The 25,281-nt window shown below is 36.2% G+C and carries 27 protein-coding genes; 9 read left to right on the plus strand and 18 right to left on the minus strand.

Features of this window, described 5'->3' with window-relative positions:
- Positions 1-164: 164 nt before the first annotated feature.
- The 4 genes from AC6CHK_RS09105 to AC6CHK_RS09120 all read right to left on the minus strand — a co-directional run bounded on the left by AC6CHK_RS09105 (position 165) and on the right by AC6CHK_RS09120 (position 6,058).
- Positions 165-2,312, minus strand: a complete 2,148-nt coding sequence (locus tag AC6CHK_RS09105; protein WP_498095337.1) for a catalase — start codon at positions 2,310-2,312, stop codon at positions 165-167.
- A gap of 375 nt (positions 2,313-2,687) precedes the next feature.
- Positions 2,688-3,809 (minus strand): alpha-crystallin domain-containing protein, encoded by a 1,122-nt coding sequence (locus tag AC6CHK_RS09110; RefSeq protein ID WP_498095339.1) that lies wholly within the window; start codon positions 3,807-3,809, stop codon positions 2,688-2,690.
- 46 nt (positions 3,810-3,855) lie between these two features.
- A complete protein-coding gene (glf, locus tag AC6CHK_RS09115; RefSeq protein WP_498095341.1) occupies positions 3,856-4,956 on the minus strand; it encodes a UDP-galactopyranose mutase in 1,101 nt (366 codons plus the stop codon).
- Positions 4,949-6,058 (minus strand): glycosyltransferase, encoded by a 1,110-nt coding sequence (locus AC6CHK_RS09120; RefSeq protein WP_498095343.1) that lies wholly within the window; start codon positions 6,056-6,058, stop codon positions 4,949-4,951. Before AC6CHK_RS09120 ends, glf begins: the two co-directional genes overlap by 8 nt.
- Before the next feature lie 520 nt (positions 6,059-6,578).
- Here AC6CHK_RS09120 and AC6CHK_RS09125 point away from each other — a divergent pair.
- Positions 6,579-7,175, plus strand: coding sequence for a Crp/Fnr family transcriptional regulator (locus tag AC6CHK_RS09125; protein WP_498095345.1), 597 nt, complete (start codon positions 6,579-6,581; stop codon positions 7,173-7,175).
- A 355-nt stretch (positions 7,176-7,530) separates the two neighbouring features.
- Positions 7,531-8,127: a Crp/Fnr family transcriptional regulator gene (locus AC6CHK_RS09130; protein ID WP_498095347.1), complete on the plus strand. Its 597-nt coding sequence runs from the start codon at positions 7,531-7,533 to the stop codon at positions 8,125-8,127.
- A gap of 252 nt (positions 8,128-8,379) precedes the next feature.
- Here AC6CHK_RS09130 and AC6CHK_RS09135 read toward each other — a convergent pair whose 3' ends face one another.
- The gene (locus tag AC6CHK_RS09135) at positions 8,380-8,973 is read right to left on the minus strand and encodes a Crp/Fnr family transcriptional regulator (protein ID WP_498095349.1); all 594 of its coding nucleotides are present in this window, start codon (positions 8,971-8,973) and stop codon (positions 8,380-8,382) included.
- Between the two features lie 280 nt (positions 8,974-9,253).
- The gene (locus AC6CHK_RS09140) at positions 9,254-9,811 is read right to left on the minus strand and encodes a YciE/YciF ferroxidase family protein (RefSeq protein ID WP_498095351.1); all 558 of its coding nucleotides are present in this window, start codon (positions 9,809-9,811) and stop codon (positions 9,254-9,256) included.
- Positions 9,812-10,003: 192 nt separating this feature from the next.
- On the opposite strand from AC6CHK_RS09140, the gene AC6CHK_RS09145 reads away from it, so the two are divergent.
- The 3 genes from AC6CHK_RS09145 (at position 10,004) to AC6CHK_RS09155 (ending at position 11,422) form a co-directional block, all read left to right on the plus strand.
- Positions 10,004-10,594 carry a TetR family transcriptional regulator gene (locus AC6CHK_RS09145; RefSeq protein WP_498095353.1) on the plus strand — a complete coding sequence of 197 codons (591 nt, stop codon included), beginning with the start codon at positions 10,004-10,006 and terminating at the stop codon, positions 10,592-10,594.
- Positions 10,595-10,659: 65 nt separating this feature from the next.
- Entirely contained in the window at positions 10,660-11,118 is a 459-nt protein-coding gene (locus tag AC6CHK_RS09150) for a hypothetical protein (RefSeq protein ID WP_498095355.1), read from the plus strand.
- Between the two features lies 1 nt (position 11,119).
- Positions 11,120-11,422, plus strand: a complete 303-nt coding sequence (locus tag AC6CHK_RS09155; RefSeq protein ID WP_498095357.1) for a DUF3817 domain-containing protein — start codon at positions 11,120-11,122, stop codon at positions 11,420-11,422.
- A gap of 63 nt (positions 11,423-11,485) precedes the next feature.
- Here AC6CHK_RS09155 and AC6CHK_RS09160 read toward each other — a convergent pair whose 3' ends face one another.
- The 9 genes from AC6CHK_RS09160 to AC6CHK_RS09200 all read right to left on the minus strand — a co-directional run bounded on the left by AC6CHK_RS09160 (position 11,486) and on the right by AC6CHK_RS09200 (position 19,253).
- Positions 11,486-12,850: an alginate export family protein gene (locus AC6CHK_RS09160; protein WP_498095359.1), complete on the minus strand. Its 1,365-nt coding sequence runs from the start codon at positions 12,848-12,850 to the stop codon at positions 11,486-11,488.
- 243 nt (positions 12,851-13,093) lie between these two features.
- On the minus strand, positions 13,094-14,119 hold the full coding sequence (locus AC6CHK_RS09165) for an Atu2307/SP_0267 family LLM class monooxygenase (protein WP_498095361.1): 1,026 nt from the start codon (positions 14,117-14,119) through the stop codon (positions 13,094-13,096).
- 42 nt (positions 14,120-14,161) lie between these two features.
- The gene (locus AC6CHK_RS09170) at positions 14,162-15,076 is read right to left on the minus strand and encodes a pirin family protein (protein WP_498095363.1); all 915 of its coding nucleotides are present in this window, start codon (positions 15,074-15,076) and stop codon (positions 14,162-14,164) included.
- Positions 15,077-15,312: 236 nt separating this feature from the next.
- On the minus strand, positions 15,313-15,729 hold the full coding sequence (locus AC6CHK_RS09175; protein WP_498095365.1) for an OsmC family protein: 417 nt from the start codon (positions 15,727-15,729) through the stop codon (positions 15,313-15,315).
- A gap of 17 nt (positions 15,730-15,746) precedes the next feature.
- Positions 15,747-16,052, minus strand: coding sequence for a GNAT family N-acetyltransferase (locus AC6CHK_RS09180; protein WP_498095367.1), 306 nt, complete (start codon positions 16,050-16,052; stop codon positions 15,747-15,749).
- A 15-nt stretch (positions 16,053-16,067) separates the two neighbouring features.
- Complete coding sequence (locus AC6CHK_RS09185; protein ID WP_498095369.1) at positions 16,068-16,274, minus strand: (4Fe-4S)-binding protein; 207 nt, start codon at positions 16,272-16,274, stop codon at positions 16,068-16,070.
- A 366-nt stretch (positions 16,275-16,640) separates the two neighbouring features.
- Positions 16,641-18,467: an amidohydrolase gene (locus tag AC6CHK_RS09190; RefSeq protein ID WP_498095371.1), complete on the minus strand. Its 1,827-nt coding sequence runs from the start codon at positions 18,465-18,467 to the stop codon at positions 16,641-16,643.
- Positions 18,468-18,608: 141 nt separating this feature from the next.
- Entirely contained in the window at positions 18,609-18,962 is a 354-nt protein-coding gene (locus tag AC6CHK_RS09195; protein ID WP_498095373.1) for a hypothetical protein, read from the minus strand.
- A 147-nt stretch (positions 18,963-19,109) separates the two neighbouring features.
- Positions 19,110-19,253 (minus strand): hypothetical protein, encoded by a 144-nt coding sequence (locus AC6CHK_RS09200; protein WP_498095375.1) that lies wholly within the window; start codon positions 19,251-19,253, stop codon positions 19,110-19,112.
- Between the two features lie 642 nt (positions 19,254-19,895).
- Between AC6CHK_RS09200 and AC6CHK_RS09205 the strand changes: the two genes are divergently transcribed.
- Positions 19,896-20,465, plus strand: a complete 570-nt coding sequence (locus tag AC6CHK_RS09205; RefSeq protein ID WP_498095377.1) for a Crp/Fnr family transcriptional regulator — start codon at positions 19,896-19,898, stop codon at positions 20,463-20,465.
- A 78-nt stretch (positions 20,466-20,543) separates the two neighbouring features.
- Positions 20,544-21,407, plus strand: a complete 864-nt coding sequence (locus tag AC6CHK_RS09210; protein WP_498095379.1) for an SDR family oxidoreductase — start codon at positions 20,544-20,546, stop codon at positions 21,405-21,407.
- 159 nt (positions 21,408-21,566) lie between these two features.
- Here the strand turns inward: AC6CHK_RS09210 and AC6CHK_RS09215 are convergent, their stop codons facing one another.
- The 3 genes from AC6CHK_RS09215 to AC6CHK_RS09225 form a co-directional block, all read right to left on the minus strand.
- Positions 21,567-22,142: a Crp/Fnr family transcriptional regulator gene (locus AC6CHK_RS09215; protein WP_498095381.1), complete on the minus strand. Its 576-nt coding sequence runs from the start codon at positions 22,140-22,142 to the stop codon at positions 21,567-21,569.
- A gap of 266 nt (positions 22,143-22,408) precedes the next feature.
- On the minus strand, positions 22,409-22,984 hold the full coding sequence (locus tag AC6CHK_RS09220; protein ID WP_498095383.1) for a Crp/Fnr family transcriptional regulator: 576 nt from the start codon (positions 22,982-22,984) through the stop codon (positions 22,409-22,411).
- 273 nt (positions 22,985-23,257) lie between these two features.
- Positions 23,258-23,590, minus strand: a complete 333-nt coding sequence (locus AC6CHK_RS09225) for a nitroreductase family protein (RefSeq protein WP_498095385.1) — start codon at positions 23,588-23,590, stop codon at positions 23,258-23,260.
- Between AC6CHK_RS09225 and AC6CHK_RS09230 the strand changes: the two genes are divergently transcribed.
- Both AC6CHK_RS09230 and AC6CHK_RS09235 read left to right on the plus strand, forming a co-directional pair.
- Positions 23,541-23,846, plus strand: coding sequence for an ArsR/SmtB family transcription factor (locus AC6CHK_RS09230; protein ID WP_498095387.1), 306 nt, complete (start codon positions 23,541-23,543; stop codon positions 23,844-23,846). The genes AC6CHK_RS09225 and AC6CHK_RS09230 overlap by 50 nt on opposite strands.
- A 335-nt stretch (positions 23,847-24,181) precedes the next feature.
- On the plus strand, positions 24,182-25,150 hold the full coding sequence (locus AC6CHK_RS09235) for a zinc-dependent alcohol dehydrogenase family protein (RefSeq protein WP_498095389.1): 969 nt from the start codon (positions 24,182-24,184) through the stop codon (positions 25,148-25,150).
- Positions 25,151-25,281 lie beyond the last annotated feature (131 nt).

Raw genomic sequence — 25,281 nt, forward strand, 5'->3', positions numbered from 1 at the left:
AAAGTTAGCCTCTCGATGAGAGGCTAACTGATAACATAGTATTTAGTCTTCGAATCAATTATTAGTTTCAAAAGTCTATGACTATTTCTGCAGGGTCGCCTGTTTATGAAGATTTAGGATTCTTTTGTAACATTATCCCACGTAAGGCTTGATATGCTGAAATATTATTTGGTCATTCCATTTCTTTCGTTTTCAAATTCCCATATTCTATGATTGGCTATCGCTTGAATAAATAATTCATCAGGATCAGAATCCCCAGCAGATATTATTGCCGGATCCTTATGTTTCATTATTGCTATATCAGTGAGGATCTTAAGCTTCTCTGTATCTTGTCCAAAATAAATTGCTTTACAATGACGATATGCTTCGTTGATAAAATCAACAGTCATATTTTTATTTCCGGGCTTTATAAAACCTTCTGCAGATTGGGTACCACCGCAAATGTACAAAGCATCAAAGCATACACTTGATGTAGTTGACAATGCATGATCAGGCATAAAAACCTGTCCGTCTGAAGATTTTACGGGAGCAACGGAATCTGCAATATATTGAACTACAGCACCCTGACCCTCTAGTTTTTCAATTAATCGGTCAGTTGCAACCGCATCAAAACCTGTTGTCATCATAAATCCGATAATGCGGCTCTCAATGGTATCCTTCACTGTATTCGCCATACTCAATGCCGCGGAGAATGTTATTTTGGGCTCAATTTCTACACTTTGAAGGATTTTGGGGTCGGTATCAGCGGGGATACTCTGATTAGGCTGTTCGAGAACTTTTATCTCAACTCCTAACCTAGCCGCTACATCTTTTGCTAAATCCTTATCTACAAATGTGAGTTGTCCCACCATTCTTTCTCTGATCGACGGAATACTGACTTTGGAAAGTTCAAAAACCAATGCATTTTGTAAATGAGTTTTTTCATAGGTTGATTGACTGTTGTAAAATAGTTTGGCTTGAGAATAATGATCGACAAAACTTTGGCTTCTTGCCCGTACTTTATGGCCTTCTATCCTTTCTTCCTGAGATGCAAAACCACCATCTTTCATCATGGCTTGGAACGGACACCCACCACCCATCGTATTCGGCTCATAACTAACCTTGCCTTTAGCAATTTGTTGACGCATATGACCGTCACGTTGATTATTATGCACAGTATTAATGGATCTGTTGATCGGAATTTCGTGAAAATTAGGAGATCCTAATCTGGTAAGCTGCGTATCCGTATAGGAGAAAAGCCTACCCTGTAAAAGTGGGTCATTACTGAAGTCGATTCCGGGAACTATATGACCCGGATGGAACGCAACCTGCTCTGTTTCAGCAAAAAAATTATCAGGATTTTTGTTTAAAGTTAGAGTTCCAACGAGTTGAACGGGGACTAGTTCTTCAGGGACGATTTTTGTCGGATCTAAAAGGTCAAAATCAAAATCGTGCTCATGAGCTTCAGGAATAATTTGTACACCAAAGTCCCATTCCGGGAATGCGCCGTTTTCGATAGCTTCCCAAAGATCGCGTCGGTGAAAATCAGGATCGTTACCAGAAATTTTCTGAGCTTCAGGCCATGCAACAGAATGTACCCCAAGCCTCGGTTTAAAATGGAATTTAACAAAATGGACCTCGCCTTCCTCATTGATAAATTTAAATGAGTGCACACCAAAGCCTTCCATCATTCTGTAACTTCGCGGAATGGCACGATCACTCATCAGCCACATAATCATATGTGTACTTTCTGGCATTAATGAAATAAAATCCCAAAAAGTATTGTGAGCTGATGAAGCTTGCGGAATTTCATTATCCGGTTCAGGTTTCACTGCGTGCACAAGATCCGGAAACTTAATTGCATCTTGAATGAAAAATACAGGAATATTATTGGCAACCAAATCATAATTCCCTTCTTCGGTGTAAAATTTAACAGCGAAGCCTCTAACATCCCTCGGTAGGTCGGTGCTGCCTCTGCTTCCTGCTACTGTTGAAAATCTTACAAATACAGGAGTTTCCTGCTCTACATTATTTAAAAATTTTGCCTTAGTGTAAGCTGAGAGACTTGTGTTTAATTTGAAAACACCATGTGCCCCCGTTCCTCTGGCATGCACAACTCTTTCAGGAATTCTCTCATGGTCAAAGTGTGTAATTTTTTCCCTCAGAATAAAATCTTCAAGAAGCGACGGTCCACGTTCACCAGCTTTTAAAGAATCCTGATTATTGTTGATTTTCAATCCTTGGTTGGTAGTCAGAAATTCCCCTGAATTATCTGTTGTTGCATTTCGAAGCTGATCAATCTTGCTGTCTGCTCCTAAATTTTCTTTTTTCATAATAAATTTTGTTAGTGATTAATATTGTTACTTTAAAATAGGTACTATATCGACATATTAATGAATTGTAACTGCACGATTATCCATCATTTATCAAAGCTGCGCCAGTTTAAATCCCCTGGCCAGTACCGCTATTATGAGGGGAGCTGTACAATGTGTAGTACGTCGATATAAATATACTTTAAAAATAGCTGAATAATGTAGGTAAACACACAACTTTTTTCATTCCGACAGTCCGCTGTGGACCTTTTTAAATTCGCAAGACCAAAAGAGCCGGTGTGAACGTTTGTAATCATTACTTTGAATAAATGTTTATTCCAAAGTTAACTCTATAACAGCATTTTAAAAGATGAGTCAAATCATATTGTACGCTATCTATTCGAGATCGATCATTGCAATTTGTTTCTTGAATTCCAATACAGCGTTTATACTATCGTCATCACATTCCCGTTCCAGAGAAATGGTGTCAAATATGTCCCACAGCCCACTGTGATGCCAGTTACTCAAATCATCCCAATCCGGACGGTCAACAACCGGATAAAAACAACATCCGAAAAGTGGAATCCCGGCATTTAAAAGAGCAACACATTCATTGGTTATTGAACGTATCCATTTCGCCCGGTCTCTTCCGGGATGGCTTGTTTCTGAAATTACTATGGGTCGTCCATACCTTATAAAGACAGTTTCAATGAGAGAATGTAAGGGCCGAAACAAGGGGTGGTAAGGATCATCTGCCCAAGGTAAAAATTCATGGGTCTCGTTAATCCATTGATTATTATAATAATAGTTAACACCGATTAGATCCAGATATGCAGGTCTGCCCCTAAGCTCCGGGCAAATGGCTCCGGAAAGCATATCATGGACCTGGAATTGTTCATAATGCTTTTTTTCAGCGGCTAAATGAGATATAATATTACTCTCGTCATTGGTAACGATGCTGACAAGAGGTTCAGTAACCATGATTCTTATACTAGGATCAATTTCTTTCATCCCCTCTATACCCTCAATATAGGCTTTCACAAGAGCATATTTCACCTCCCAGCCGTTATTAGTGCAATATGGGGACGTTCCTCTTACATCACCGCCAAGCCATGACAAGAAACTTACTTCATTAATAGGAGTCACGATTAATGCTCCTCCGGGGACCAAGCTCCTGTAGGTACGGACAAATTCACGGCACAGATAACTAAACCTTCTGGCAAACATTGGATGCAAAGGGGTGAGGTCATCAGGAAACCCGAAATGACAAATGTCCCAGACAACCTGTATGTTTTTTTCCTGAGAGCTTTTGATCATGCGTTCGACTTCCGTCCAGTCGTAGGTGTAAGGCCGGCGTTCAACTGTACTCCACTGTATTCCTTCGCGAATAGTTTTAATTCCCATATCACTTAACTTTTCGTAATCTTCATCAAGATAACGGTCGTGTCCGCTTTCTTTATAGAGATTCACTCTGTTTCCGAATGCGTTGACATGGTCAGCACATTCGAATCCACCCATCAAAAAACTTTTTAAGGGATTTGAATTGTAAATTAGATATTCATTATTAAACATTTGCAGCCTGGCTTTTTAATTTGCGGAAAAGTGCGAGTGATTGCGCAACAACCTGATCCATATTATAATATTTGTATGTTCCCAGCCTGCCTGTGAAAAACACTCTAGGATCATCCTCAGCAAGTCTTTTATATTTATTGTAGATATCCTGATTCTGTTTTCTCGGTATAGGATAATAGGGATCTCCCTCAGCGCTTGGATATTCATAAACAATGGTAGTTTTGGCGTTTTGCTGTCCTGTCAAATATTTAAATTCGGTAATTCTTGTATAAAGATTAGAGGTTGGGTAATTAACCGTTCCGGTAATTTGGTACTTTTCCTGATGGAAGGTTTCAAACTTAAAATCGATGGAACGGTAGGGTAATTTTCCATAACAGTAATCAAAATAAGAATCAATTGGCCCTGTATAAATCAATATATTAAAAGGAATAATGTCTACAATGTCTTTATAATCCGTTTGCAGCATAATATTGATATTTTTATGCGACAACATTTTTCTAAACATTTCGGTGTAGCCGAATTTAGGCATTGCCTGAAAAATATCGGTAAAATACCGGTCATCTTTATTGATTCTTGTGGGAACACGAGCAGTTACAGAGGCATCAAGTTCTGAAGGATCAAGATCCCATTGTTTTTTTGTATACCCTTTGAAAAATTTTTCGTACAGTTCTTTTCCTACCGCATTCATAACAACATCTTCAGAAGTAAGCACAGAAGATCTTTTTTCTGCTCTAGATGCTAAAAAGTCGCTGACTTCATCAGAAGTCAAGCTCTTTCCGTAAAGCTCGTTAATCGTAGTTAAGTTAATCGGAATAGGTACAAGTAATCCATCGACGCTTCCCAGCACACGATGCTCGTAAGGTCTCCACTCCGTAAAACCACTTAAATAATTAAAGACGTCTTCTGAATTCGTATGAAAGATATGCGGGCCGTACTTATGAATAAGTATACCCTCCTCATTGTAAAAATCATATGCATTCCCAGCGATATGGTCTCTTTTATCAACAATTAATATTTTTTTTCCTTCTTGAGCAAGACGCTCAGCTAAAACTGCTCCAGCAAAACCACAGCCAACAATTAAAAAATCATACATGGTTAATCTCTTTTACGTTATCAGCTTGTATGCTATTGATTAAATTATTCATTTTATCAAAAGTATGATCCCAAGAGTCATCTGCCAGGAAATGATCAACAGCCCGCAGCCAGTGATCTTTCTCGGTATCACTTAGAATTTTTTCTGCTGCTGAAAGAAAGGAGTCCACATCTGTGATAATTTGTACTAGCCCGAAATTCCCGTAAGGTTGCACAACATCTCTGATCGCAGTTGAGATCACCGGCTTCCCCGCTGCCAGATACTCTGGCGTCTTGGTAGGACTGATAAACTCTGTTGACTCATTTAAAGCAAATAAAATCAGCGCGATATCCCAATGAGAGATGTACTGTGGCAATTCAGAGTAGGCTTTTGAACCTAAATAATGAATATTGGGCGCCTTTGGTAAATCATCTGGATTGATTTTCACGACCGGACCTATGATCACGAACTGCCAGTCCGGACGGTTTGCAGAAGCTTTACGTAAAAGTTCAATATCAAATCTTTCATCCACGACTCCAAAAAAACCAAATCTTGGAAAAGCGATTGATGACTGATCTTCGGGGTCTTGCTGCAAGCTTCTGGCTTTTTCAAAATGAGATTTGTCAATACTGCTCGGCATTGCATGAATATTGGGATGCCGATTTTTCTTTGCTTCGAAAAGTGAGTTGCCACCGGTAAAAACAATATCCGCTTTACTGAATAGTTTATCTTCCAATTCTAAAAGTTTTGGCGGAGCAAACCTAAAAGCAGAGAGCTCATCCATCGAGTCATACACTATCTTCTTAGGGTTGAGGTCGGCCGTAAACTGGAGTGCCATTGGAGTATAGTACCAGCTGATATAATCTTCTATATCATATTCTTTCAAGAGCCGGATAAGTAGACTATTGATTCTGTCATTGCAGCTCTCATCATACTGCGCAACCAACAGTTCAACAATATAAATACCATCTTGGAAATTAACAATATACATATCGGAATCACCTATTTTTGGCTCCTCGAAATAAAATACCTGATATCGCTTAGAAAACCTTGTCAACAGGTGTTGTGGCCGTTGATAAACAAAATTCCACGATAAATGGCTGAAACATAATAAATATTGCATTGTTTTGTGATTTAATTGTGTACAATTTAATTAAACTGGCCATTAATTATTATGATTACAATCACATAAACACGATTAGTGTAATTATCGAAATTTTAAGGCTAATTTAATACATTATAAGCAAACAATTTCAGCTAATGGTCACACCATTGAATTAAGAACATGATTTCTTAATATTTGACATAAAGCAGTCATTTGTTACAGAAGTTTGAAGATCTATTATATATAAAATACAAGAAATATGATTCAAATCATACTGATTATTAGATAGTTTAGCGTAGCTTTGTTTATTGCTGGCTGGTTAACATGATTTCTACTACACAATAATCGTCAGTTTTATTCTACGGAGTCGTCTCTAAATACAAGCAAAGAGGCAATACACGCTTTCTTCATGTGCTATTCTGCAATTCAGCCAATTGCTGTTATTGCAAAACAACTTAAATTACGAACAGCAAACATAATTACTGCTCATTTGCAATATGGATGATGACGTTCGTTTATCAACAATAAAAATTATATTATGACTATAAAAGAAAGTCTTCTGTACTCTATCGGAGCTACAGAAGAACATTATAATCCAGGAGATTACATTTTCCAAGAAAGAGCTGCTCCCGTATTTTATTATCAGTTACTAACAGGTGTCGTTAAGCTCAACAATTATAATGTTGACGGTAAAGAGTTTATTCAAAATATTCTTTATTCCCCGGATTCAGTAGGATCATCAATGCTTTTTTTAGATAAGTTACATCCTGTTAATGCTGTAGCTCTAACGAAATGTTCCTTACTAAAGGTTTGTCGCAACACTTTTATGAAGATGCTTGGCCAGAATACCCACCTGTACATTGAGATTTGTAAATCCTTGGCTACTCGTTTATACAACAAATACACTCTGATACAAAAGATATCAAGCTCCAAAGCATCTGATAGGTTACAAGAGATTATGCAAATAATGAAGAAGGAGCAGGAAAATCAGACACCTTTCTCATTTGAAATTCCTGTAACGAGGCAACAATTAGCTTCACTTACGGGCCTGTGTGTAGAGACCACTATTAGGACGATTAAGAAAATGGAATGTGAAGGCATGCTTCGTATTAAAAATCGTAAAATTTTATATTAAGATCACCGCGCATCAGTAATCTACCTTCAATAATAGTGTCTACCGAAACTATGCGAAAGAACGATTAAATCAAAATGTCACCATCACTGATTGTTATAGATTGATAGGCTTTTTTGGTAACAATTGTATTGAATTAAAATTTACTTATCAATTAAAATAAGCCAGAAAGTAAAAGCTAATGAAACATTTTGTAATTCAATAATATTCAATATATTTACTATTAATGATAAGATCCATTTTGAGTTGGGTAATTGCGATTAAAATTATAGAATAAATATGATGCTTCCTAAATTTTAGTCTCAAATGTGGAAATATCAGATATGATCAAAATATTTTTAGTAACTATATAATAATTATGCTCATCCACGACGAATTACTAATCTCCTATGGAGCAGAAACATCAGATATTGGTTCTCTCGAAACTATATTTCAAGAGGGTGATACTCCACAGTATTATTATCAGATAATAGATGGCAGAATCAAATTAAACCATTTTGACGAAGATGGTAAAGAAATTATACAAAGTGTACTTTTTCCCGGCCAAAGTGTCTGTGAATTATTGCTTTTTATCAATGAAAAATATCCTGTAAATGCAGAAACTTTAGCACCTTGCAAAATTATCAAGTTATCAAAAGAAAATTTCTTTAATTTGCTCTATGAACATCCGGATGTTTCATCAGATATTAACAAATTTTTATCTCAAAGACTCTATCAAAAATTCATTATGATGCAAAATAACCTCTCGCTCCGTCCAGAGGTTCGTCTTTTAGGTGTTCTCAATTATTTTAAAAGTTATAGCAAAAATCAAACTCAATATTCATTTGAAGTTTATTTAACTAGAAAACAAATGGCATCAATTACAGGTTTGAGAATCGAAACCGTAATAAGAACAATCAAGAAAATGGAAAGTGAAAAAATACTGAAATTGGAAAAAAGTAAAATATTTTATTAATTCTATCCCATGATTCAGATCCTATTTACAAAACGATCACAAACTATCATTTGTTGGGAAATGCAGGGTATAAAAGCGAACATGAAGTATTGTTGATTACTCTTTGATATTTTTACTTGTCATCGAACTCATACTTTCTTTAATCGATTTCATTTCACGATTGTATTTGACAACTGTTCATCACAACCTGCATCGTTCTTCTCTTGCACTTAAAATATTGATAGGATGACAACATTCTTGGATATACTTTTTCTAATAAAATACCTTACCATTCTTGATCTTAACTACTTTATCATGCTCCATCGTTTTAATTGTTCGAATCACTGTTTCTATCCGTAGGCCGGTCAAGTAAGCCAGCTGCTTTCTAGTATACGGAATTTTGTATTGAAAGGGCTTAAACTGTTTATTTTTATTTTTTAAGTGATCTAACACAGCAATGATCCTTGTTTGTGATTCGCCGTATGCTATTTTAATCATTAACAGCATCATGTAATGAATATATTTACAAGAGTTTTCATATAAATGAGTAATTATTTCGGGATAAACCTCTGCAAGCCGGTGGAATTTAGCTTTGCCTAAAACATAAACTGTACTATGGCTCAAAGCTATTGCACTGGTGCTGTAAAGACTTTCAGAAAATAAAAATATTTCGCCTACAGGGTCTCCTTTGCCTGGAAGATCATAAATAAATTCAGTAGGCCCATGATCACCAATGATCTTAAAACTGCCATTTTTAACTTGAAAATAGTTTTCTGGATAATGATTACTTACAAAAAGATACTCATCTTTTTGTAATGTTATTAGTTGAGCTCCGAATTCTATAAGTAACTTTTCATTAATAATCATAAATATCTCTCTCTAGGTATTGCAAATAATTATACATCATTATAGCTGCAGTTCTAACGAATACTAAATTAATAAAACACGTTGCAAGCTTATGGCAGTGATCAGATTAAGCAGCCAATCGCAATCAGACAATAGAACATTTGTCATTTCATATGATTATGTACGCTTGAACTCATTGCTACAACACATATCATTCTTGGTACATATTTAAACATTGTTTACCGCATATCATCGACTTTAAAAGAATCAGGCTGCATAATGCAGCCTGATAATGGTTAATTTATTCCTGATCAGCATTCGCAGCTTCAAAGTTGATGGAATTGTATGCAGAATCTGTCAACAGTGCATCGGCCTCTTTCTCTTCTGCAAGCGTAGCTTCCAGAAGCGAGGCTATTTCATTTTCACCTAATGTTTTGGCAAAGGCAGCTAAAGTCCCGTACGACGCTATCTCGTAATGTTCGATTTTTTGTGAAGCGGAGATAATTCCGGCATCGCGCACAGGGCCCGGTTCTGTCTCCTCCATAATACTTTCACCTTCTTTAATCAAACCTTCCATGGCATCACATTTTTTTCCTCGATCGGATTCTCCCAGTATATCAAAAATCTCCTCCAGTCTCTCGACCTGATTTTTCGTTACTGTTATATGCTGTTCAATAGCAGCAATAAGTTTTGGTTCACTTGAGTTGTTCGCCATTTTCGGTAAAGCTTTTACCAATGCTCTTTCTGCATAAATAATGTCCTTAAGCTCATCGATGAACAATTCTTTAAGTCCTTCGGCTGCAGAAGATTTTGCTGCAACTTTGCCTGCAGTCTGATTTTGGTTGTCTGTCTTTTTCATATTAATAGATTTAAGTGGTTGTACCACTATTGTAAATACAAATATTAGACCTATAAGTACAGATCTTAGCAAATTCTACAAACTTTACTAATTTTAAAAATGAAGTTCAAAGAAACGTTGCTGTATGCATATCTGTAGCCTTCTATAAGTTCTTCTTTTTTTCGTTTCTTTGCAAATACTAAGTGGTTTGTTATGAAAAAAGCAGAAGCAACACGGCTGACAATTCTACAAAAAGCATTTGAACTTATTTATGTTAGTGGTTATCAGGCAACAAGCATTGATGAAATTATTGCGACTACACAAGTAACTAAAGGTGCGTTTTACTATCATTTTAAAACAAAAGACGAAATGGGCCTCGCCATAATCAATGAAATTCTCAAGCCTACGCTTACAAACAGCTTTATACAACCTTTACACAGAGAACAAGATCCTTTGGATGCCATTTACAACTTAATGTATAATCTATTAATGGAAAATGAATTTCTGAAAGTTGAATATGGTTGTCCTGCCTCAAATCTTACGCAAGAAATGACCCCATGGAATACCGACTTTAACAATGCTCTAAATGAATTGACCCAACAATGGACAAAAGTAATGACCACAACCATTGAAAAAGGAAAGGATAGCGGATTTGTACGTAAAGAAGTGAAAACTGAACAAGTAACGATGTTTGTACTGTCCGGATACTGGGGGATAAGGAATTTTGGCAAATTAGAAAACAGTAAAAAAGTTTATCTATCTTATTTAAAAGAACTTAAAAATTATTTAAACTCATTGAAATAATTTTTTTAATAAAAAACATACTAATCAGTATGTTTTTTATTTATCTTTGCATTAGATTAATTATAATGTATCAAACGCTACTATTTTACCATTCGCTCATCCGCTGGCTTGTACTGGCAAGTATAATGTTTGCTGTATACAGAGCGTACAAAGGATATGCATCAAATCTTAGTTTTAGCAAAACAGATAATCTTATCAGGCACTGGACCGCAACCATTGCCCATATCCAATTGGTCATTGGAATTATTGTTTATACTCAAAGTCCTGTTATCAAATATTTTTGGTCAAACTTTACAGATGCAGTTCAAAACATTGAAATGGTTTTCTTTGGGTTAATACATATTATTTTGATGCTAACAGCAATAATACTTGTTACGATAGGCTCAGCATTAGCAAAAAGAAAACAAACGGACAAAGAAAAATTCAAAACCATGTTGGTTTGGTTTACCATCTCTCTATTTATTATTTTCATTGCCATTCCCTGGCCATTTTCACCACTAGCAATCAGACCTTATTTAAGATAATATGATCAATTTATTTAAAACTAAAATCGGAAGATTACGAATTATTGGATTTCTTGAAGGTATTTCATTATTAATACTCATCTTCTTTGCTGTTCCTATGAAATATTATTTCCACGATCCCAGTTTTAGCAAAACATTAGGCCCAATTCATGGCTCAATATTTTTATTATTTCTTTTCAATACTTTAAGCCTTGGTGTTGAACAGAATTGGAAATTTAAAACGACAACCTGGAAAATTATTGCGGCTTGCTTTATACCGTTCGGAACATTTTATATAGACCGTAAAATCTTGAGTAAACTATAAAAGCTATAGCTGAATTACCGGTATTTAGGAAAGTGACATTTTTACAGGAAGGATATAAACCACTTAAAACTTGCAACCTAATACCGATCCTACAAAGAATCCATCAAGATGATTTGGTATTACATCGTTAACAAAGCTACCTGTTTGAAAATATTGTATACCGGTACTATAAGTCAAAAAATCATCTATTTTCCATGAAAAACTAGTGGTATAAGCCGTACCGATATATCTTTTTCTTGAATCAGATGATGACAATCTTAACGAGCCATTTGGATCATACACCCCATCCTGCAGGGTGCTGCGCCAGTTAAACACGACTGCCCCGGTTATTGTTATATTTCTGGTAAGATTCCACGTCAGATTAGGATGAATAGAAATCAAATTCGCCGGACCTGCCTGAGGATTTATTCCGAAATATCCACCATTCGGATATATAGCATTAGAAGTTCCCAATTTAGCATCACCTTTTATTTTATCTCCTGAAATATAATCATTCTTCAGCTTCACTGCTGGATTTCCCTTCACATTGCTAAATCGATAGCAAATTTCAGAGGAAATACCAAAAGCATTGATGTTTCCCGTACCGAATTTTCCAAATTGATAAGCTACTTCGAAATTGTAAACAAACCCATCACCGTTCCTCCAGGCTCTGGCTCCGAAAGTGTGTCTGGATTCTTCCTTCACGCCTTCATCAAAAATTCCGCCAGCACGGTTAATTCCGAGGTAATAAAAATCATAATTATTCATTTTCGAAGAATAATAAGTACTGTAAACTCCCCAGAGGTTGGCTTTTTTTGTTGATGTATTATCGAAAGTCCCAGTATTTATAATTGCATCCGCCATTACAAATGCATCAATCTTGAGTTTAGGGGATGCAAGAGCGACTTTAATCCCGTCAAAATATATGCGCAGATTGGGACCTTCACGTACATCAATCAGACGACCACTGCCATATTCAATTTCCTGCCGACCCATGCGCAACGTAATGCTTTTATCATAACTTTTATAAGGTATAATATCCACAAAAAGATTTTGGATATTCAGTTGGTCTTCATCAATTCTACGGGGACCATTCTTACGTCCGTATTCTAAACCGCTACGTAGCTGCCCAAAAATACGAATCCGGTTGCCCACATGCAAATCAGCGTGAAGATGATATCGTTGAAGTACAAAAATATCGGTACCGGTATTCATTTTTCCCCAATCTTCATTGACTGCATAGTCCAGCTCTCCTCTGACCTCACCTCCTATCGAAAGATAAATATTACCTTCTGGTGAAAGAGGCATGTATTTTATCCTGTTGTAAAATGTTTTTGTGCTGTCTTTTAAAAGATGATAATCTTCATCATACCGCATGAGTTTAAAATTCTGTGCATGATAAAACTGCTGTGTTAAAAATACTGAAAGCAAAGCAATCTTTGACTTCATATGCTTATATTAAAGATTAATTCTTTTGTTAACTTCCGAAATACTTTACAGTGACCAATTGATTTTACTTCAAGAAGTATGGACTCATATTTTTGATGTTCGCCGGAACTATATCTACCTTATCCTAGCCTGATTAAGTATAATTGTGCATGCCTGATTAGGACAATCAGTGATTGAAATGCATTATAACTGTATTCTCTAATTTATTTGTCTTACTGTGATAGAAACTCAATAATAAAAAAACTAGCGCAACCCTTGGTTTACCAATGGAATAACCTTCTCACCAATTAATTCTATAGAACGTAGCAACTGCTCATGCGTGAGCCCTGCATTATCCATCTGAAAAGTGAAACGGTTAATGCCTCCTAGTGCCTCACTGTGTCTTAATAATTTTTCTGCTACCTGTTCAGGATCACCTACTACCAGCACACCTTTAGGCGCAATTGAAGCATTAAACTTCTCTCTGGTTACAGGAGGCCACCCTCTTTCTTTACCCGCTTTAGTCCATAACTCAGCATATCCCGGATAGTAATCTGAAACAGCTTTTTCATTGCTGGCAGCAACATAACCTGGTGAATGTAAACCCACTTTTAGCTGTTCGGGTCGAAATCCAGCGAGTTCTCCTGATTCCCGGTATAAATCGATCAGAGGACGAAAATTTGCTGTTTCGCCGCCAATAACTGCCACCATTAAAGGCAGTCCTAAACTTCCGGCTCTGATAAAAGATTCCGGAGTTCCACCGACACCCAACCAAACTGGTATTTTTTCCTGAACAGCTCTTGGGTAAACAGGTTGATTGTTCAACACCGGTCTAAATTTTCCTGACCACGTTATAAATTCCTGCTCGCGTATTTGTAAAAGGAGTTCCAACTTTTCCTTAAACAATGCATCATAATTTTTTAAATCAAATCCAAAAAGCGGATAAGCCTCTATTGCAGAGCCTCGCCCAACAACAACTTCAGCCCGGCCTTTGGATATAAGATCCAAAGTGGCAAAACTTTGGTAAACACGTACAGGATCAGAGGTACTGAGAACAGTAACTGCACTTGTTAAACGAATATTTTTTGTCCTTGCTGCGGCAGCTGCAAGAATCACTGCAGGTGCCGAATCCAGAAACTCTTTCTTGTGATGTTCACCGATACCATAGATAGCAAGTCCTGATTCATCAGCTTTTACGATTCTATCCAATAACTGCTCCATTGCATCAACACCACTTAAAGTTTTACTGCCGTACATCGCAGATGCAAAACTATCAATTCCTATTTCCATATGTTCTAACTTTAAATATTATCCTTTCGGTTCTTAATAAAATTACGAAAGAGCATTGGGAGGAGGTCCGCCTGCCGGTTTGCTTTTATCGTCTGGTAAAGGCACATATTCTTCATTATCCGATGGCGGTAAAATGATACGTCCTTGTTTCCAATCTTCTTTGGCCTGCTCAATTCTTTCTTTTCTGCTGGACACAAAATTCCACCAGATGTAGCGGTCACCAAGGTGTTCCCCACCCAGCATCATTAATGTACACGGTTCTTTTGCTATGATTAACGGATCTACTCCCTTTGTAAACACCATGAGCTGTCCTGGTTTGTAAACAAATCCATTTACCTCAACACTACCCTTAACAATATAAACCCCTCTTTCACTATGTCCTACAGGAAGACCAAAATGAATACCTGGCTCTAAGGTAACATGTACATAGAATAATGGAGAATGTGTCTTTACATTGCTTTTTAATCCGTAAGCTTCTCCAGCAATCAAACGCATCCAAATACCTGTATCCGTAAAAACTGGCAGTTGTTCGGGTTTATAATTATCAAACGACGGGTCGCTTTCTTCATCCTTTTCAGGAAGCGCTACCCATGTCTGTATCATTTCCAGTTCGCCTCCGGTCAGCATAGCCGGATCTTCGAACCGTTCACTGTGTGAAATACCTTTTCCGGCTGTCATCCAGTTAACCTCTCCCGGCTTTATGACCTGCTCCACCCCAAGACTATCCCTATGGGTAACCTTACCGCTAAACAGGTAACTGACTGTAGATAAACCAATATGGGGATGTGGCAAAACATCCAGGTTATTAGCAGATGCAACGGGTATATTCACCGGACCGCCATGATCCATAAATATGAATGGTCCGATCATTCTATGAAGCCTGTAAGGAAGAATGCGCTTCACCGTAAAACCCTGGGAGATTTCTGCGGGTCTCGAATCTATAATGATATCAAGCATATGTACTGTTTTTAATGTTAAGGAGTAAAATCATAAGGCTTTTATTTGTTTGATGAGCAACGGCTATACTTCTAAGAAATCAGCTGTATGTTCTTTCAAAAAATATTCTATCCGGTGCATATCTCCTACCAGCCAAACCACATCATTAACTCGGGTAAATGAGCCATACTTATATCAATTTTTTGAAGTGGTTGTTATGATATTTATTATCAGCAGTTACAGGATAAAAGCTGTAATCATTCTATTATTTCTGTGGAAATTTTGATATTTCCTTTAAAAATTTTTGAAATCGGACACTGCTCAGCAATTCTTAACAATCGTTTTTGCAATTCAGAATCAACTTGAGCGCTAAAAAATATCTTCCGTTCAATCTGCGTTGTTGTTTCCTCATTTTCTATTCTGTGAAATATATTGGCTTCCACCTCTATTTCAGGTATTGTCAGACCTTTATGATCAATATACATTCGAAGTGTTGCCAAGGTACAGGTTACCAAAGAAGATAGTAATAGTGTATGAGGGTCTGGCCCAATGTCCTTCCCTCCCAGTTTTTCTGGCTCATCGGCAATCAGCACTCCATTTCTCCAGTGGATGGATGTTTTGTATTTCTGAATACCTATTCTTCCTTTTACAGGGTTTTCTAAGATATACTTCATCTGATCTTTTTTAATTATCAGTTATCTCTCTTTTGTTTCCATACCTCTTCATATTGTTCCGGGTGACGCTTAAATTGCGCTAAAACGTAAGGACAAAGTGGTATAATTTTGAGATGATTTTCTATAGCATAACTTACCAATTGATTTAACAGTATTTTCGCAAAACCTTTTCCTTCGTGCTCAGCATTTACCTCTGTGTGGTATACCCTCAGCTTTCCATCTGAAACGGAGATATCCATCTTACCGGCTTTATTTTCATCTGAAAATAATTGAACTTCACCATAAACACCGGCGTCTCTAAAAACTACTTTTGTACTTTCCATGATTGATTTTTTTTATTATTTCTTTATACTCAATGCTCCTGACGGGCATTTTGCAATCTGATCAATAAGCTCTTGTGTAGTTGCATTCTCAGTCTTTATCCAAGGACGATCCTTCGGATTATATACTTTCGATAATGTCTTTACGCAAACTGCTGCATGAATACATAATTTTGGTTTCCAAAGAATGGTAATTTCTCCGTTTGGATATTCGTGTTCTTCCATAACTAACTCTCTTTTTAGTTTAATAATTTTAAATATCAATGCCTTTTCAAAATCTTTGGGACTATGGATGATATGGGTGTATCAATGAACCAAATGCATATTCCGAAGGTTGAACCACCTCTTGAATACGAATGTCTTTAAAAGTCTCAATGTCATTGCTCTCAATATTTTGAAATTGCACTTGTACAATACGTGGCTCAGCCCGCTCTCCTCTTCGCCAAAGCGTACGTTACCAATTACCGTTTCAAGCTATTCGATCTGCAATATTCTGATAGAATCCCATCATCAATACTTTGAGTGGCTGCAACAGTCTTTTCCAACACCGGCATTTGGGCATACGCTATCGACTATGCAACTTCCGTAGTTCTAATCTTTAGTATTATAGTAGCCTCCAAAATATTTTACAGGCGACCATGCCGGAAGAGTTTCCGGCAATTTCGGCGACAGAGCGCTATAGTTTTCTGCACCAAAGACCACCCTACCGTCAACTACAGTTAATACAGATGAGATGGTTTTTATTTCTTCATCTGCTATGGTAAAATAATCTTTATTAAGCAATGCAAAATCGGCTAAATTTCCTGGAATGATTTTGCCCATTTCGCCCTCTTGATTTTCAAACCAAGTTGGTCCAACTGTAACTAATTTTAATGCTTCTTTTCTTGTCAGTCGGTTATTTTTTGCGAGTATTTCGGATCCCGACACCGATTTTCCTGTGATCATCCAACTGATACCAATCCATGGATTATAAGATGAAGCCCTAAAAGCATCCGTTGTAATCGCTAGTGGAATCCCACTGTCAACTAGCTGTCTCAATCTTGGAGTTTGTAGAGCTTTTTCAAGCCCATGTGTTTTTATGAACCCGTCACCATGCATTGCCATTTTCATATCCAGAGCTATACCGCCTCCCAGTTTTTTTACTCTGGCAATATTTTCCGGAGAAATAGTTTCCGCATGCTCAATACTCCAGCGCAAGCCGTCCAAGGGAGTTTTTTCGTTTATAGCTTCCAAAACATCCAGAAAAGATGTAATATTTTCATTATAACTAATATGCAATCGAAAAGGGATTCCTTTATTTACAAGCTTTGTAATATCCTCCTGGATATAACGGCTCATTACCTCTTTGTCAATAATCACTGCAGGTCTGTCAAAATTTTCATGATCATGTATTTCTAATCTCAGTATTTCTCCTGTACCTTCATATTCATGACCATGTGCCATAGTCGGATGCATATTCTCCCCTGCACTTATAGGAGATTTTCTGGTTACCATGTTTATTTCTGCATCTACCAAACTGGGACTTTGAGTGTCACCAAACTGAAGATCTATGAACGGCATCCTAAGATTAAGACGATTTTCTTTTGCAAGTTGCTGTATCGGTGCATGTCCGTGTGGATAACCATAAATACTTGCTGCGTCAACAGCTGTAGTTACACCGAAACGGTTCATGTCATTTACAGCATTAATAATTGAACTAAGCTGCTCCTGCTCTGAGGGTTGTGGTACCATTAATTCAAGTGATGCAAATGTGAATGTATACGCATGGACAACACCTGTGTAATTTCCTTTTTTGTCTTTTTCGAATATAATATCCGGGGAGGCCGGAAAGCGATCCGTTCCCACTCCAAAAGCTTTCATAGCCAATTCATTTAAATAGGCACGGTTGTAAGCATACTGTACAATCACAGGTCTATTGGGAACTGCCTTTTTTATTTCTTCAATCGTTGGTAATCTGTTTTCTTTGAACTGATATGGAGACCAGCCACCAATTACTTTCACCCATTGTCCTTCCGGGGTTCGTTTTGTCTGCTCTCGCAACATTTCTAAAGCACGCGACAATGTTGGTACGCCTTCCCACCTAACGTTATAGTTATAGTTGCGTTCATTTAATAGATGTGTATGCGCATCATTGATACCGGGTATAAGGCGGCGGCCATCTGCATTGATAACCTTCGTACTGTTGTCCTTCAATTCTAATATTTCAGAATCAGAACCAACAGCATAAATTCTTCCTCTTTTTACAGCTAAAGCAGAAGCTTCAGCTTTGGTAAGGCTTCCAGTTGTAATTTTAGCATTGAATACAATTAAATCTGCACCAATTAATTGTTGTTTAGATTGCGCATTTGCCTTTATATTAAAGATAAATACTGCTGCAATAATAATTAAGGTTTTCATAATATTGGTTTTTATTAGCATTTTTTTATGTTCTATGTACCATATTTTCCGATATAAAAGTCACAATAAACCTCTGCTATTTCAACAGGACTGTTCATAACAAAGGACCATCTTCTACCATGGGCTTTGTATACCGTTCTACTTTTTCATTTGTTGGTTTAATCAAGAAATACATATAATGATTTTTATTTTACCCCCTTCAAAAACCACGATATCCATTCCAATAGCAACAATAGATTTTATATTAGGGCCTATTCCCCAATTTAGCCTACCTATATTATTGTTGATAACAACTGGCTTCAGTTTAAAAAAGGTAAATTCCGCAGGTATATCAGCCAGAACCTTACTTACACTTTCATTAATAGCATCATACCCGGTCACCTGATTGCCTACATGATTTAATGTGCTTTCTGCAGTATAAAACATCTTTATAGACTCTATTCTATTGGTAGCATTCCTTTCACTCCATACCCAAGCTAAATTTTCTTCCATCAGAAGGAGTAAATGATTTTTCATATAATCATATTTTGTGGTTAATATTTTTGTGTACAGAAATCATTAGATAGATACCAAAGGCCACACAAAATTTGAGACAGTCTGTAAGTTTTGTACTATAGATGAAGTCCTACATTATGTTTCTTGTGGAGGTATTGTAGCCAGCAGCTACCATTCCAAGGCTGAAGCAACACCATCTCCTCCATGGTCAAGTAGAATTGATCCCAATTGAAATGCTGTTTCAAAACGAACCCAATGGGGTTGCCATTCTGAAACCACAGCTAACCAACTAATTGAAGGTGATTTTTCCATTTTTTGTTGATGTAAAGTTAATAACTCAAAGTTGCATCAAATGGAAAGAAAAAATTGTAGACAAATGTCTACAAATGAAAATGAAGTAAGTATGAATATTACAAGTGAAATATGTATAATATCTATAAATAATAGGTGATTCGGCAAACATAAAAGGTTTCCCAGTAACTTCTGAATATCAAACTGTAACAGATTACAAGTTTGTTTGTTTCACAAATTCATTGTAAGATGTGCCGTTGGTAACAAATTGATTTTTTTTGATGCATACTAATTTTTTATCAATCCAATAATGACTTGATCACCTCTTTACGGTTAGATAGTCCAAATTCAATCAGTGTATTCAAGACATTCCAATTCCCTGAGCATGCTGAGTCAGCAAATACTACGTGATATCCTGTTATGATCCTATCGGTTACGAATTTACAGGTACCTGGATGCCAAAACTAACTGATTTTGAACAGTGGATGGATGAATCGGAATTCAAAAATAAAAGATTGCATACTCATAAATAAAAGAATATTTTTGATACGATAAAGCAGCTAAGATTTCTTTATTTGATTTCTTAAAATGATCCAGTCGGCGGACTTAATTTATTTATCATATGGTAAATAAACAATTTTAAATAAGTACTATCTTTCACACATGAAAGAATTTTCTGAGTACATTCTCCAATTTGGCAGTCTTAACAAACAACAGCTTGAGTTTATTCTAAGCAAGCGTAAAGATATAGAACTTCAAAAAGGTGAATATTTTTCAGAGGCCGGAAAGGTTCCAAAATATGTAGGTTTTGTTTTAGAAGGGATTTTCCGCTTTTGTTATTATGATAATAAAGGCGAGGAAATAACGCATTATTTTGTAGATGAATATAATTTTGTTTCCGATTATCCGAGGTTTGAGTTGCAAGCATTCGCATCGGAATATATACAAGCGGTTACCGACTGCAAGGTGCTGGTTTTTTCTAAAAAGGATTGGGATGAAATTTCCAACACAATCATCGGTTGGGACGTAATTGCTTCTAAAATCGAGCGTAAGTGCCTACTGAATTCAATTGAAAAGAGAAGCCCTTTAGTATCGGAAGATGCCACTACCCGTTATCTGTCTTTTATCGAACAATTTCCAAATTTAGTGAACCGCACCCCGCTTTCTTACATAGCTTCTTATTTAGGTATCACCCAGCAGTCGTTAAGCCGAATACGAAAAAACATACGCTAACACTACTTTTTACCAAATGGTAAATAATTTTCTTTTCTAAGCAGCGAACTTTGTATCATTAATTTAAATGAATAAATAATGAACAAAAAAGTTGTATTAATTACAGGAACCAATAGTGGCTTTGGTTGGCTTACTGCACACAGCGTCGCAGCACTGGGACATAAAGTGTATGCAGCAATGAGAAATACCGAAGGGAAAAATAAAGAGAAAGCTGATCAGTTGTCACAGATAGAAAATGTTACCGTTTTGGATGTTACACTTACTGATGAAGCGAGTGTACAAAATGCCATTAACAATATTATTTCTCAAGAAGGAAAGGTTGATGTTTTGGTAAATAATGCCGGCATAGGAATGACTGGAGTAGCTGAAAGTTATACCACTGCCGATGTACAGGAGATGTTTAATGTGAATGTTTTTGCACCGTGGCAGCTAATAAAACTGGTATTGCCGGTCATGAGAAAACAAAGCGATGGTTTAATTATTAACGTAACCAGTGGTTTCGGTACCTTTTCTTTTCCTTTTTCAACAGTGTATAGTGCTTCAAAGTTTGGGCTTGAAGGATTAAGTGAAGGCTTACATTATGAAGTAAGACCATTAGGAATTGATGTGGCCATTCTACAACCCGGGGCTTTTCCGACTGAAATGTCGCAAAAATCAAGGGCAGCCTCTGATATTGCTATTAATGCAGAATATGAAGCGATATCGGCTTATCCTGAAAAAATGATGACCGCAATTAGCCAATTATTTTCAAGCACCAATCCAAATCCGCAGGATGTTGCCGATGCAGTGGTAAACCTTATTAAGCAACCAAAAGGACAACGACCACTCAGAACGGTAGTCGATCCAACGACCGGAGAATATGTTAAAACTGCAAATGATGCGGTTCAGGTACAATTCGAAAAAGGAATGACTGCTTTTGGCATGGAAGAGCTTTTGGTATAACGCCAGTTTACGATATAAAAGGAGATCCGTCAGATTGTTCCAAAAAGTTTAAAAAAGAGCTCGTATATTGAACCGAGCTCTTTTTTCTATAAGAAGTTAACAATTTTAAATAAAATATAATGAGATGCAAGTATTAATATTTTTAATAAAAAGTTAATACTATTTTTCGATCTGGCGTCTTAATCGGCTTAGCGTATCTTTTGTAACACCAATATAAGATGCTATAATATGTTGAGGAAAGCGATCAATAAAAAAAGCATAATTCTCAACAAAACATTTATAGCGTTTTATTGCAGTAAAACTGATCGAGGCAATCCTTTTTTGTAATGCAATACTATGTTGTTCATTGAGTTTTAATAACAATTCATTAAAAGAGGAATATTGGCGACACAATTGTAAGGCGTTTGCTCTAGTAATAAGGAGTACTTCGCTATCTTCCCATGCATCAATATTATACATACTTGGAGTAAGCATAACAAAACTCTCACGGTCTCCTGCCCACCAGTTTTCAATAGATAAGTTAACAGTGTACTGAACACCCTTCTCATTCTTATAATATTGCCTTAAAGCACCTTTTATAATAAAAGCGAAGTACATACATATCTCTCCTTTCTCCAACAGAAACTGTTTTTTTTTGAATTTTTTGCGCACAAAATGGCTTTTGATATTCTTAAAATCTTCTTTGGAAATTGCCGTGGAAGAATATTTATTTATATAATGGAATAATTGATACATGCGAATGGGATGAATAATAGGATGGGTTATTATTTTTTTACAGTGTGATAAGAATGCACTCTATTACACAGAAACACCTACCACATTTTCAAAATTCCTCAAAATAAATGGTACAAAGACTAAATCGCTAGTAACAGGTGTCTGATGTGTTTCATTTTTATTCATTTTCATAAAACAAAAATAAATCGACAGAAAAGAAATAACGTAGACAAATGACGAAATAAAACAGAAAAAGCTGTTGATCAAAAGTTTAAGAAATGTGCTGATTACCTTTTTAGTGCATTTTTACGTACACGACTTAGGGTATCCTTGGTAATACCGAGATAAGAAGCGATAATATGCTGCGGAAAACGCTTAACGAAATCAGGATAACGTTCGACGAAATCTTCATAGCGTTTTTCTGCTGTAAGACTTATGGAAGAAGTTATTCTTTTTTGAGCAGAGATTGTACTTTGCTCATCAAGCTTCAATGTTAATTCATTAAAAGCAGGACATTCATTGCGTAGCTGTAAAGCACTTTCTCTGGAAATGAGAAACAATTCACAATCTTCCCACGCATCTACAATATATGTACTTGGGGTTTGCATAACAAAACTTTCTCTGTCCCCTGCCCACCAATTTTCAACAAATAAACTAACGATATGTTCTACTCCCTTTTCATCTGTATAATATTTACGCATCGCTCCTTTGACAACAAAACCTAAATATTTACAAATTTCCCCTTCCTGCAGTAGATATTGTTTTCTACTGAGCTTATGCTCAATAAAATGGCTTTTGATATCTTGAAAATCTTCTTCAGAGATTATAGCGTAGCGGTTGATATAATGAAATAGCGGATGCATAACTAAGGAGTTAACATTCTTGTAGTAGCTTTTTCTCAGTTGTCCCTGAAAAATCAGATCGCTACACTTGAAATCTTGTTATCAGTTTGGTCAAAATTACTAAAATATTTTTAATTCACCATTACAATATTGGATTGTGTACCATAAAACATCAATTACAATGATAAAATGTTTTCTTTCACCACAATTCAGGATTAATATTCTAAAATGATTTTAGTATTATTATTAATTTTTGAATATACCAACCAGAGCTTTAAAAACTGCGGTCGTATACTAACCTATTTTTGTTACCATTTCTTCTAAAGGTACTCTCACTTTAGGAGTATTAACTAAGTAATCACTAGCCTCATTCAGATATCCTAAAGATAATATCACGATACTGTGCAGGTCTTTTTCATGGAGAGCCAAAACTTCATCAAACAGTTGCGCATCAAAACCTTCCATTGGTGTGGCATCTACTTTTGCATTGGCTGCTGCTATCAGCGCAGTTCCTAAAGCAATACAAGTTTGTCTTTCTGCCCAGAAATTACCTAAATTTGTAAAACAAATCTGAAGTATGAAATTATTAGGAGTAATTAAATCATTATCAAACGAAACACGGCTCAATATCCTTACGTGGTTAAAAGATCCTTTTGAACATTTTCCTGAGGAAGAATTAAACAATTATAATCCTGAATTAGGAGTCTGTGTATCAGACATTGCACAGAAAGCCGGAATGTCGGTTCCTACTGTTTCTGATTACTTAAAAACAATGTCGACTGCCAAAATTCTGATCGGAACAAGAAAAGGGCAGTGGACGTATTATAAAAGAAATGAAAAATCAATTCAGGAATTAGCAAGACTTATTAAAGAAGAATTGTAAAAAATTTTAATTTAATATTTAGCTATTATCCTAATTACCTAAGCATTAGTAGAGGGGTGAAATATTTTCGTTCTATATAAATTTTCATCCATTGAGCGTTGCGTAATTTCTACATATAGACATTTGTCTACGTCTATTTCTTACCAGTGATATAAATTTGTATCGTAAAAAAATTCGTAGAAATTTTATTAACAAGTCATATTGTGTTTATAATCACAAGGATGCCGTGTCAATAAAAGAATGAATCAGCTCAAAATAAAAACTTAAAAAACTTAATTGTATAATTAGAATTTTACCTAAATAGGTAAATATATAAATAACTAAATAAAATCATTATGAAAGCAGCAGTGTTAAACGAGTTTGGTTCGGTAGAAAAATTTGAAATATTAGATGTTCCAGTCCCAAAACCGGGAGTTCAAGAAGTATTAGTAAAAGTAATGGCGACATCAGTGAATCCCTTGGATTTTCAGGTTCGCAGAGGAGATTATAGAAACGAGTTACAACTTCCGGTAATTACAGGGCATGATGTCTCAGGCGTGATTGTGGAGATTGGTACAGGTGTCAAAAACTTTAAAGTCGGGGACGAAGTATATTATACTCCTGAAATTTTTAATGGATATGGAAGCTATGCAGAATATCATGTCGCTAAGGAATCGATCATCGGTATCAAGCCGAAAAACATCAGTCATTTAGAAGCCGCTACATTTCCCTTAGCAGCAGGAACCGCTTGGGAAATGCTTTACACAAGAGCACAGCTTAAGATCAATCAAACGATCTTAATACACGGTGGTGCAGGAGGTGTAGGAATACCTACTATTCAACTGGCAAAGGCAATGGGTGCAACTGTTTATACGACAGCGAGAACCGTTCACCATGAATTCCTTAAAGAATTAGGAGCAGATCATACCATTGACTATAAAAAAGAAAATTATATTGATGCAGTTTTAGAGCTGACAAACGGTAAAGGCGTAGACGTTGTCATTGATACAATTGGCGGTACTACCCTTTCGGATAGCGGAAAAGTTTTAGATCAAATGGGACAGGTTGTAACATTAGTTGATATTGAAATTCCCCAAAACCTGATTCATGCATGGGGTAAAAATGCCACGTACCATTTTGTATTTACCAGACAAAACAGAAATAAATTAGACGAACTTACAAAGCTAATAGAATCCGGAAAATTAAAGCCTGTGTTAAACAAAGTTTTCCCTTTATCAGAAATAGATAAAGCACACAGCCTGCTTGAGTTCAGAGATAGTGATCCTGATTTCTATGGAAAGATTGGTGTACAAATCGATAGTTAACTCATTCGTAAATAACAGTTAATTATGAATAACGAGGATATTTTTATAAAGGCAAATAAAGCTTTGGCTGAAGGAAAAAATGACCAATTCCTTACTTACTGTGCCGAAGATATTAAATGGATTAATGTTTT

This window comes from Chryseobacterium sp. GQ58, from assembly GCF_059758895.1.

Bases quoted from the DNA above. Each gene is read 5' to 3' on its own strand.
- AC6CHK_RS09155 (WP_498095357.1), top strand. From the start codon at position 11,120: ATGATCAATTTATTTAAAACTAAAATCGGAAGATTACGAATTATTGGA.
- AC6CHK_RS09160 (WP_498095359.1), bottom strand. From the start codon at position 12,850: ATGAAGTCAAAGATTGCTTTGCTTTCAGTATTTTTAACACAGCAGTTT.
- AC6CHK_RS09230 (WP_498095387.1), top strand. From the start codon at position 23,541: ATGAAATTATTAGGAGTAATTAAATCATTATCAAACGAAACACGGCTC.
- AC6CHK_RS09145 (WP_498095353.1), top strand. From the start codon at position 10,004: ATGAAAAAAGCAGAAGCAACACGGCTGACAATTCTACAAAAAGCATTT.
- AC6CHK_RS09210 (WP_498095379.1), top strand. From the start codon at position 20,544: ATGAACAAAAAAGTTGTATTAATTACAGGAACCAATAGTGGCTTTGGT.
- glf (WP_498095341.1), bottom strand. From the start codon at position 4,956: ATGTATGATTTTTTAATTGTTGGCTGTGGTTTTGCTGGAGCAGTTTTA.
- AC6CHK_RS09190 (WP_498095371.1), bottom strand. From the start codon at position 18,467: ATGCTAATAAAAACCAATATTATGAAAACCTTAATTATTATTGCAGCA.
- AC6CHK_RS09110 (WP_498095339.1), bottom strand. From the start codon at position 3,809: ATGGGTGGATTCGAATGTGCTGACCATGTCAACGCATTCGGAAACAGA.
- AC6CHK_RS09185 (WP_498095369.1), bottom strand. From the start codon at position 16,274: ATGGAAGAACACGAATATCCAAACGGAGAAATTACCATTCTTTGGAAA.
- AC6CHK_RS09205 (WP_498095377.1), top strand. From the start codon at position 19,896: ATGAAAGAATTTTCTGAGTACATTCTCCAATTTGGCAGTCTTAACAAA.
- AC6CHK_RS09135 (WP_498095349.1), bottom strand. From the start codon at position 8,973: ATGATTATTAATGAAAAGTTACTTATAGAATTCGGAGCTCAACTAATA.
- AC6CHK_RS09150 (WP_498095355.1), top strand. From the start codon at position 10,660: ATGTATCAAACGCTACTATTTTACCATTCGCTCATCCGCTGGCTTGTA.
- AC6CHK_RS09235 (WP_498095389.1), top strand. From the start codon at position 24,182: ATGAAAGCAGCAGTGTTAAACGAGTTTGGTTCGGTAGAAAAATTTGAA.
- AC6CHK_RS09140 (WP_498095351.1), bottom strand. From the start codon at position 9,811: ATGAAAAAGACAGACAACCAAAATCAGACTGCAGGCAAAGTTGCAGCA.
- AC6CHK_RS09215 (WP_498095381.1), bottom strand. From the start codon at position 22,142: ATGTATCAATTATTCCATTATATAAATAAATATTCTTCCACGGCAATT.
- AC6CHK_RS09220 (WP_498095383.1), bottom strand. From the start codon at position 22,984: ATGCATCCGCTATTTCATTATATCAACCGCTACGCTATAATCTCTGAA.
- AC6CHK_RS09165 (WP_498095361.1), bottom strand. From the start codon at position 14,119: ATGGAAATAGGAATTGATAGTTTTGCATCTGCGATGTACGGCAGTAAA.
- AC6CHK_RS09120 (WP_498095343.1), bottom strand. From the start codon at position 6,058: ATGCAATATTTATTATGTTTCAGCCATTTATCGTGGAATTTTGTTTAT.
- AC6CHK_RS09105 (WP_498095337.1), bottom strand. From the start codon at position 2,312: ATGAAAAAAGAAAATTTAGGAGCAGACAGCAAGATTGATCAGCTTCGA.
- AC6CHK_RS09125 (WP_498095345.1), top strand. From the start codon at position 6,579: ATGACTATAAAAGAAAGTCTTCTGTACTCTATCGGAGCTACAGAAGAA.
- AC6CHK_RS09170 (WP_498095363.1), bottom strand. From the start codon at position 15,076: ATGCTTGATATCATTATAGATTCGAGACCCGCAGAAATCTCCCAGGGT.
- AC6CHK_RS09180 (WP_498095367.1), bottom strand. From the start codon at position 16,052: ATGGAAAGTACAAAAGTAGTTTTTAGAGACGCCGGTGTTTATGGTGAA.
- AC6CHK_RS09175 (WP_498095365.1), bottom strand. From the start codon at position 15,729: ATGAAGTATATCTTAGAAAACCCTGTAAAAGGAAGAATAGGTATTCAG.
- AC6CHK_RS09195 (WP_498095373.1), bottom strand. From the start codon at position 18,962: ATGAAAAATCATTTACTCCTTCTGATGGAAGAAAATTTAGCTTGGGTA.
- AC6CHK_RS09200 (WP_498095375.1), bottom strand. From the start codon at position 19,253: ATGGAAAAATCACCTTCAATTAGTTGGTTAGCTGTGGTTTCAGAATGG.
- AC6CHK_RS09130 (WP_498095347.1), top strand. From the start codon at position 7,531: ATGCTCATCCACGACGAATTACTAATCTCCTATGGAGCAGAAACATCA.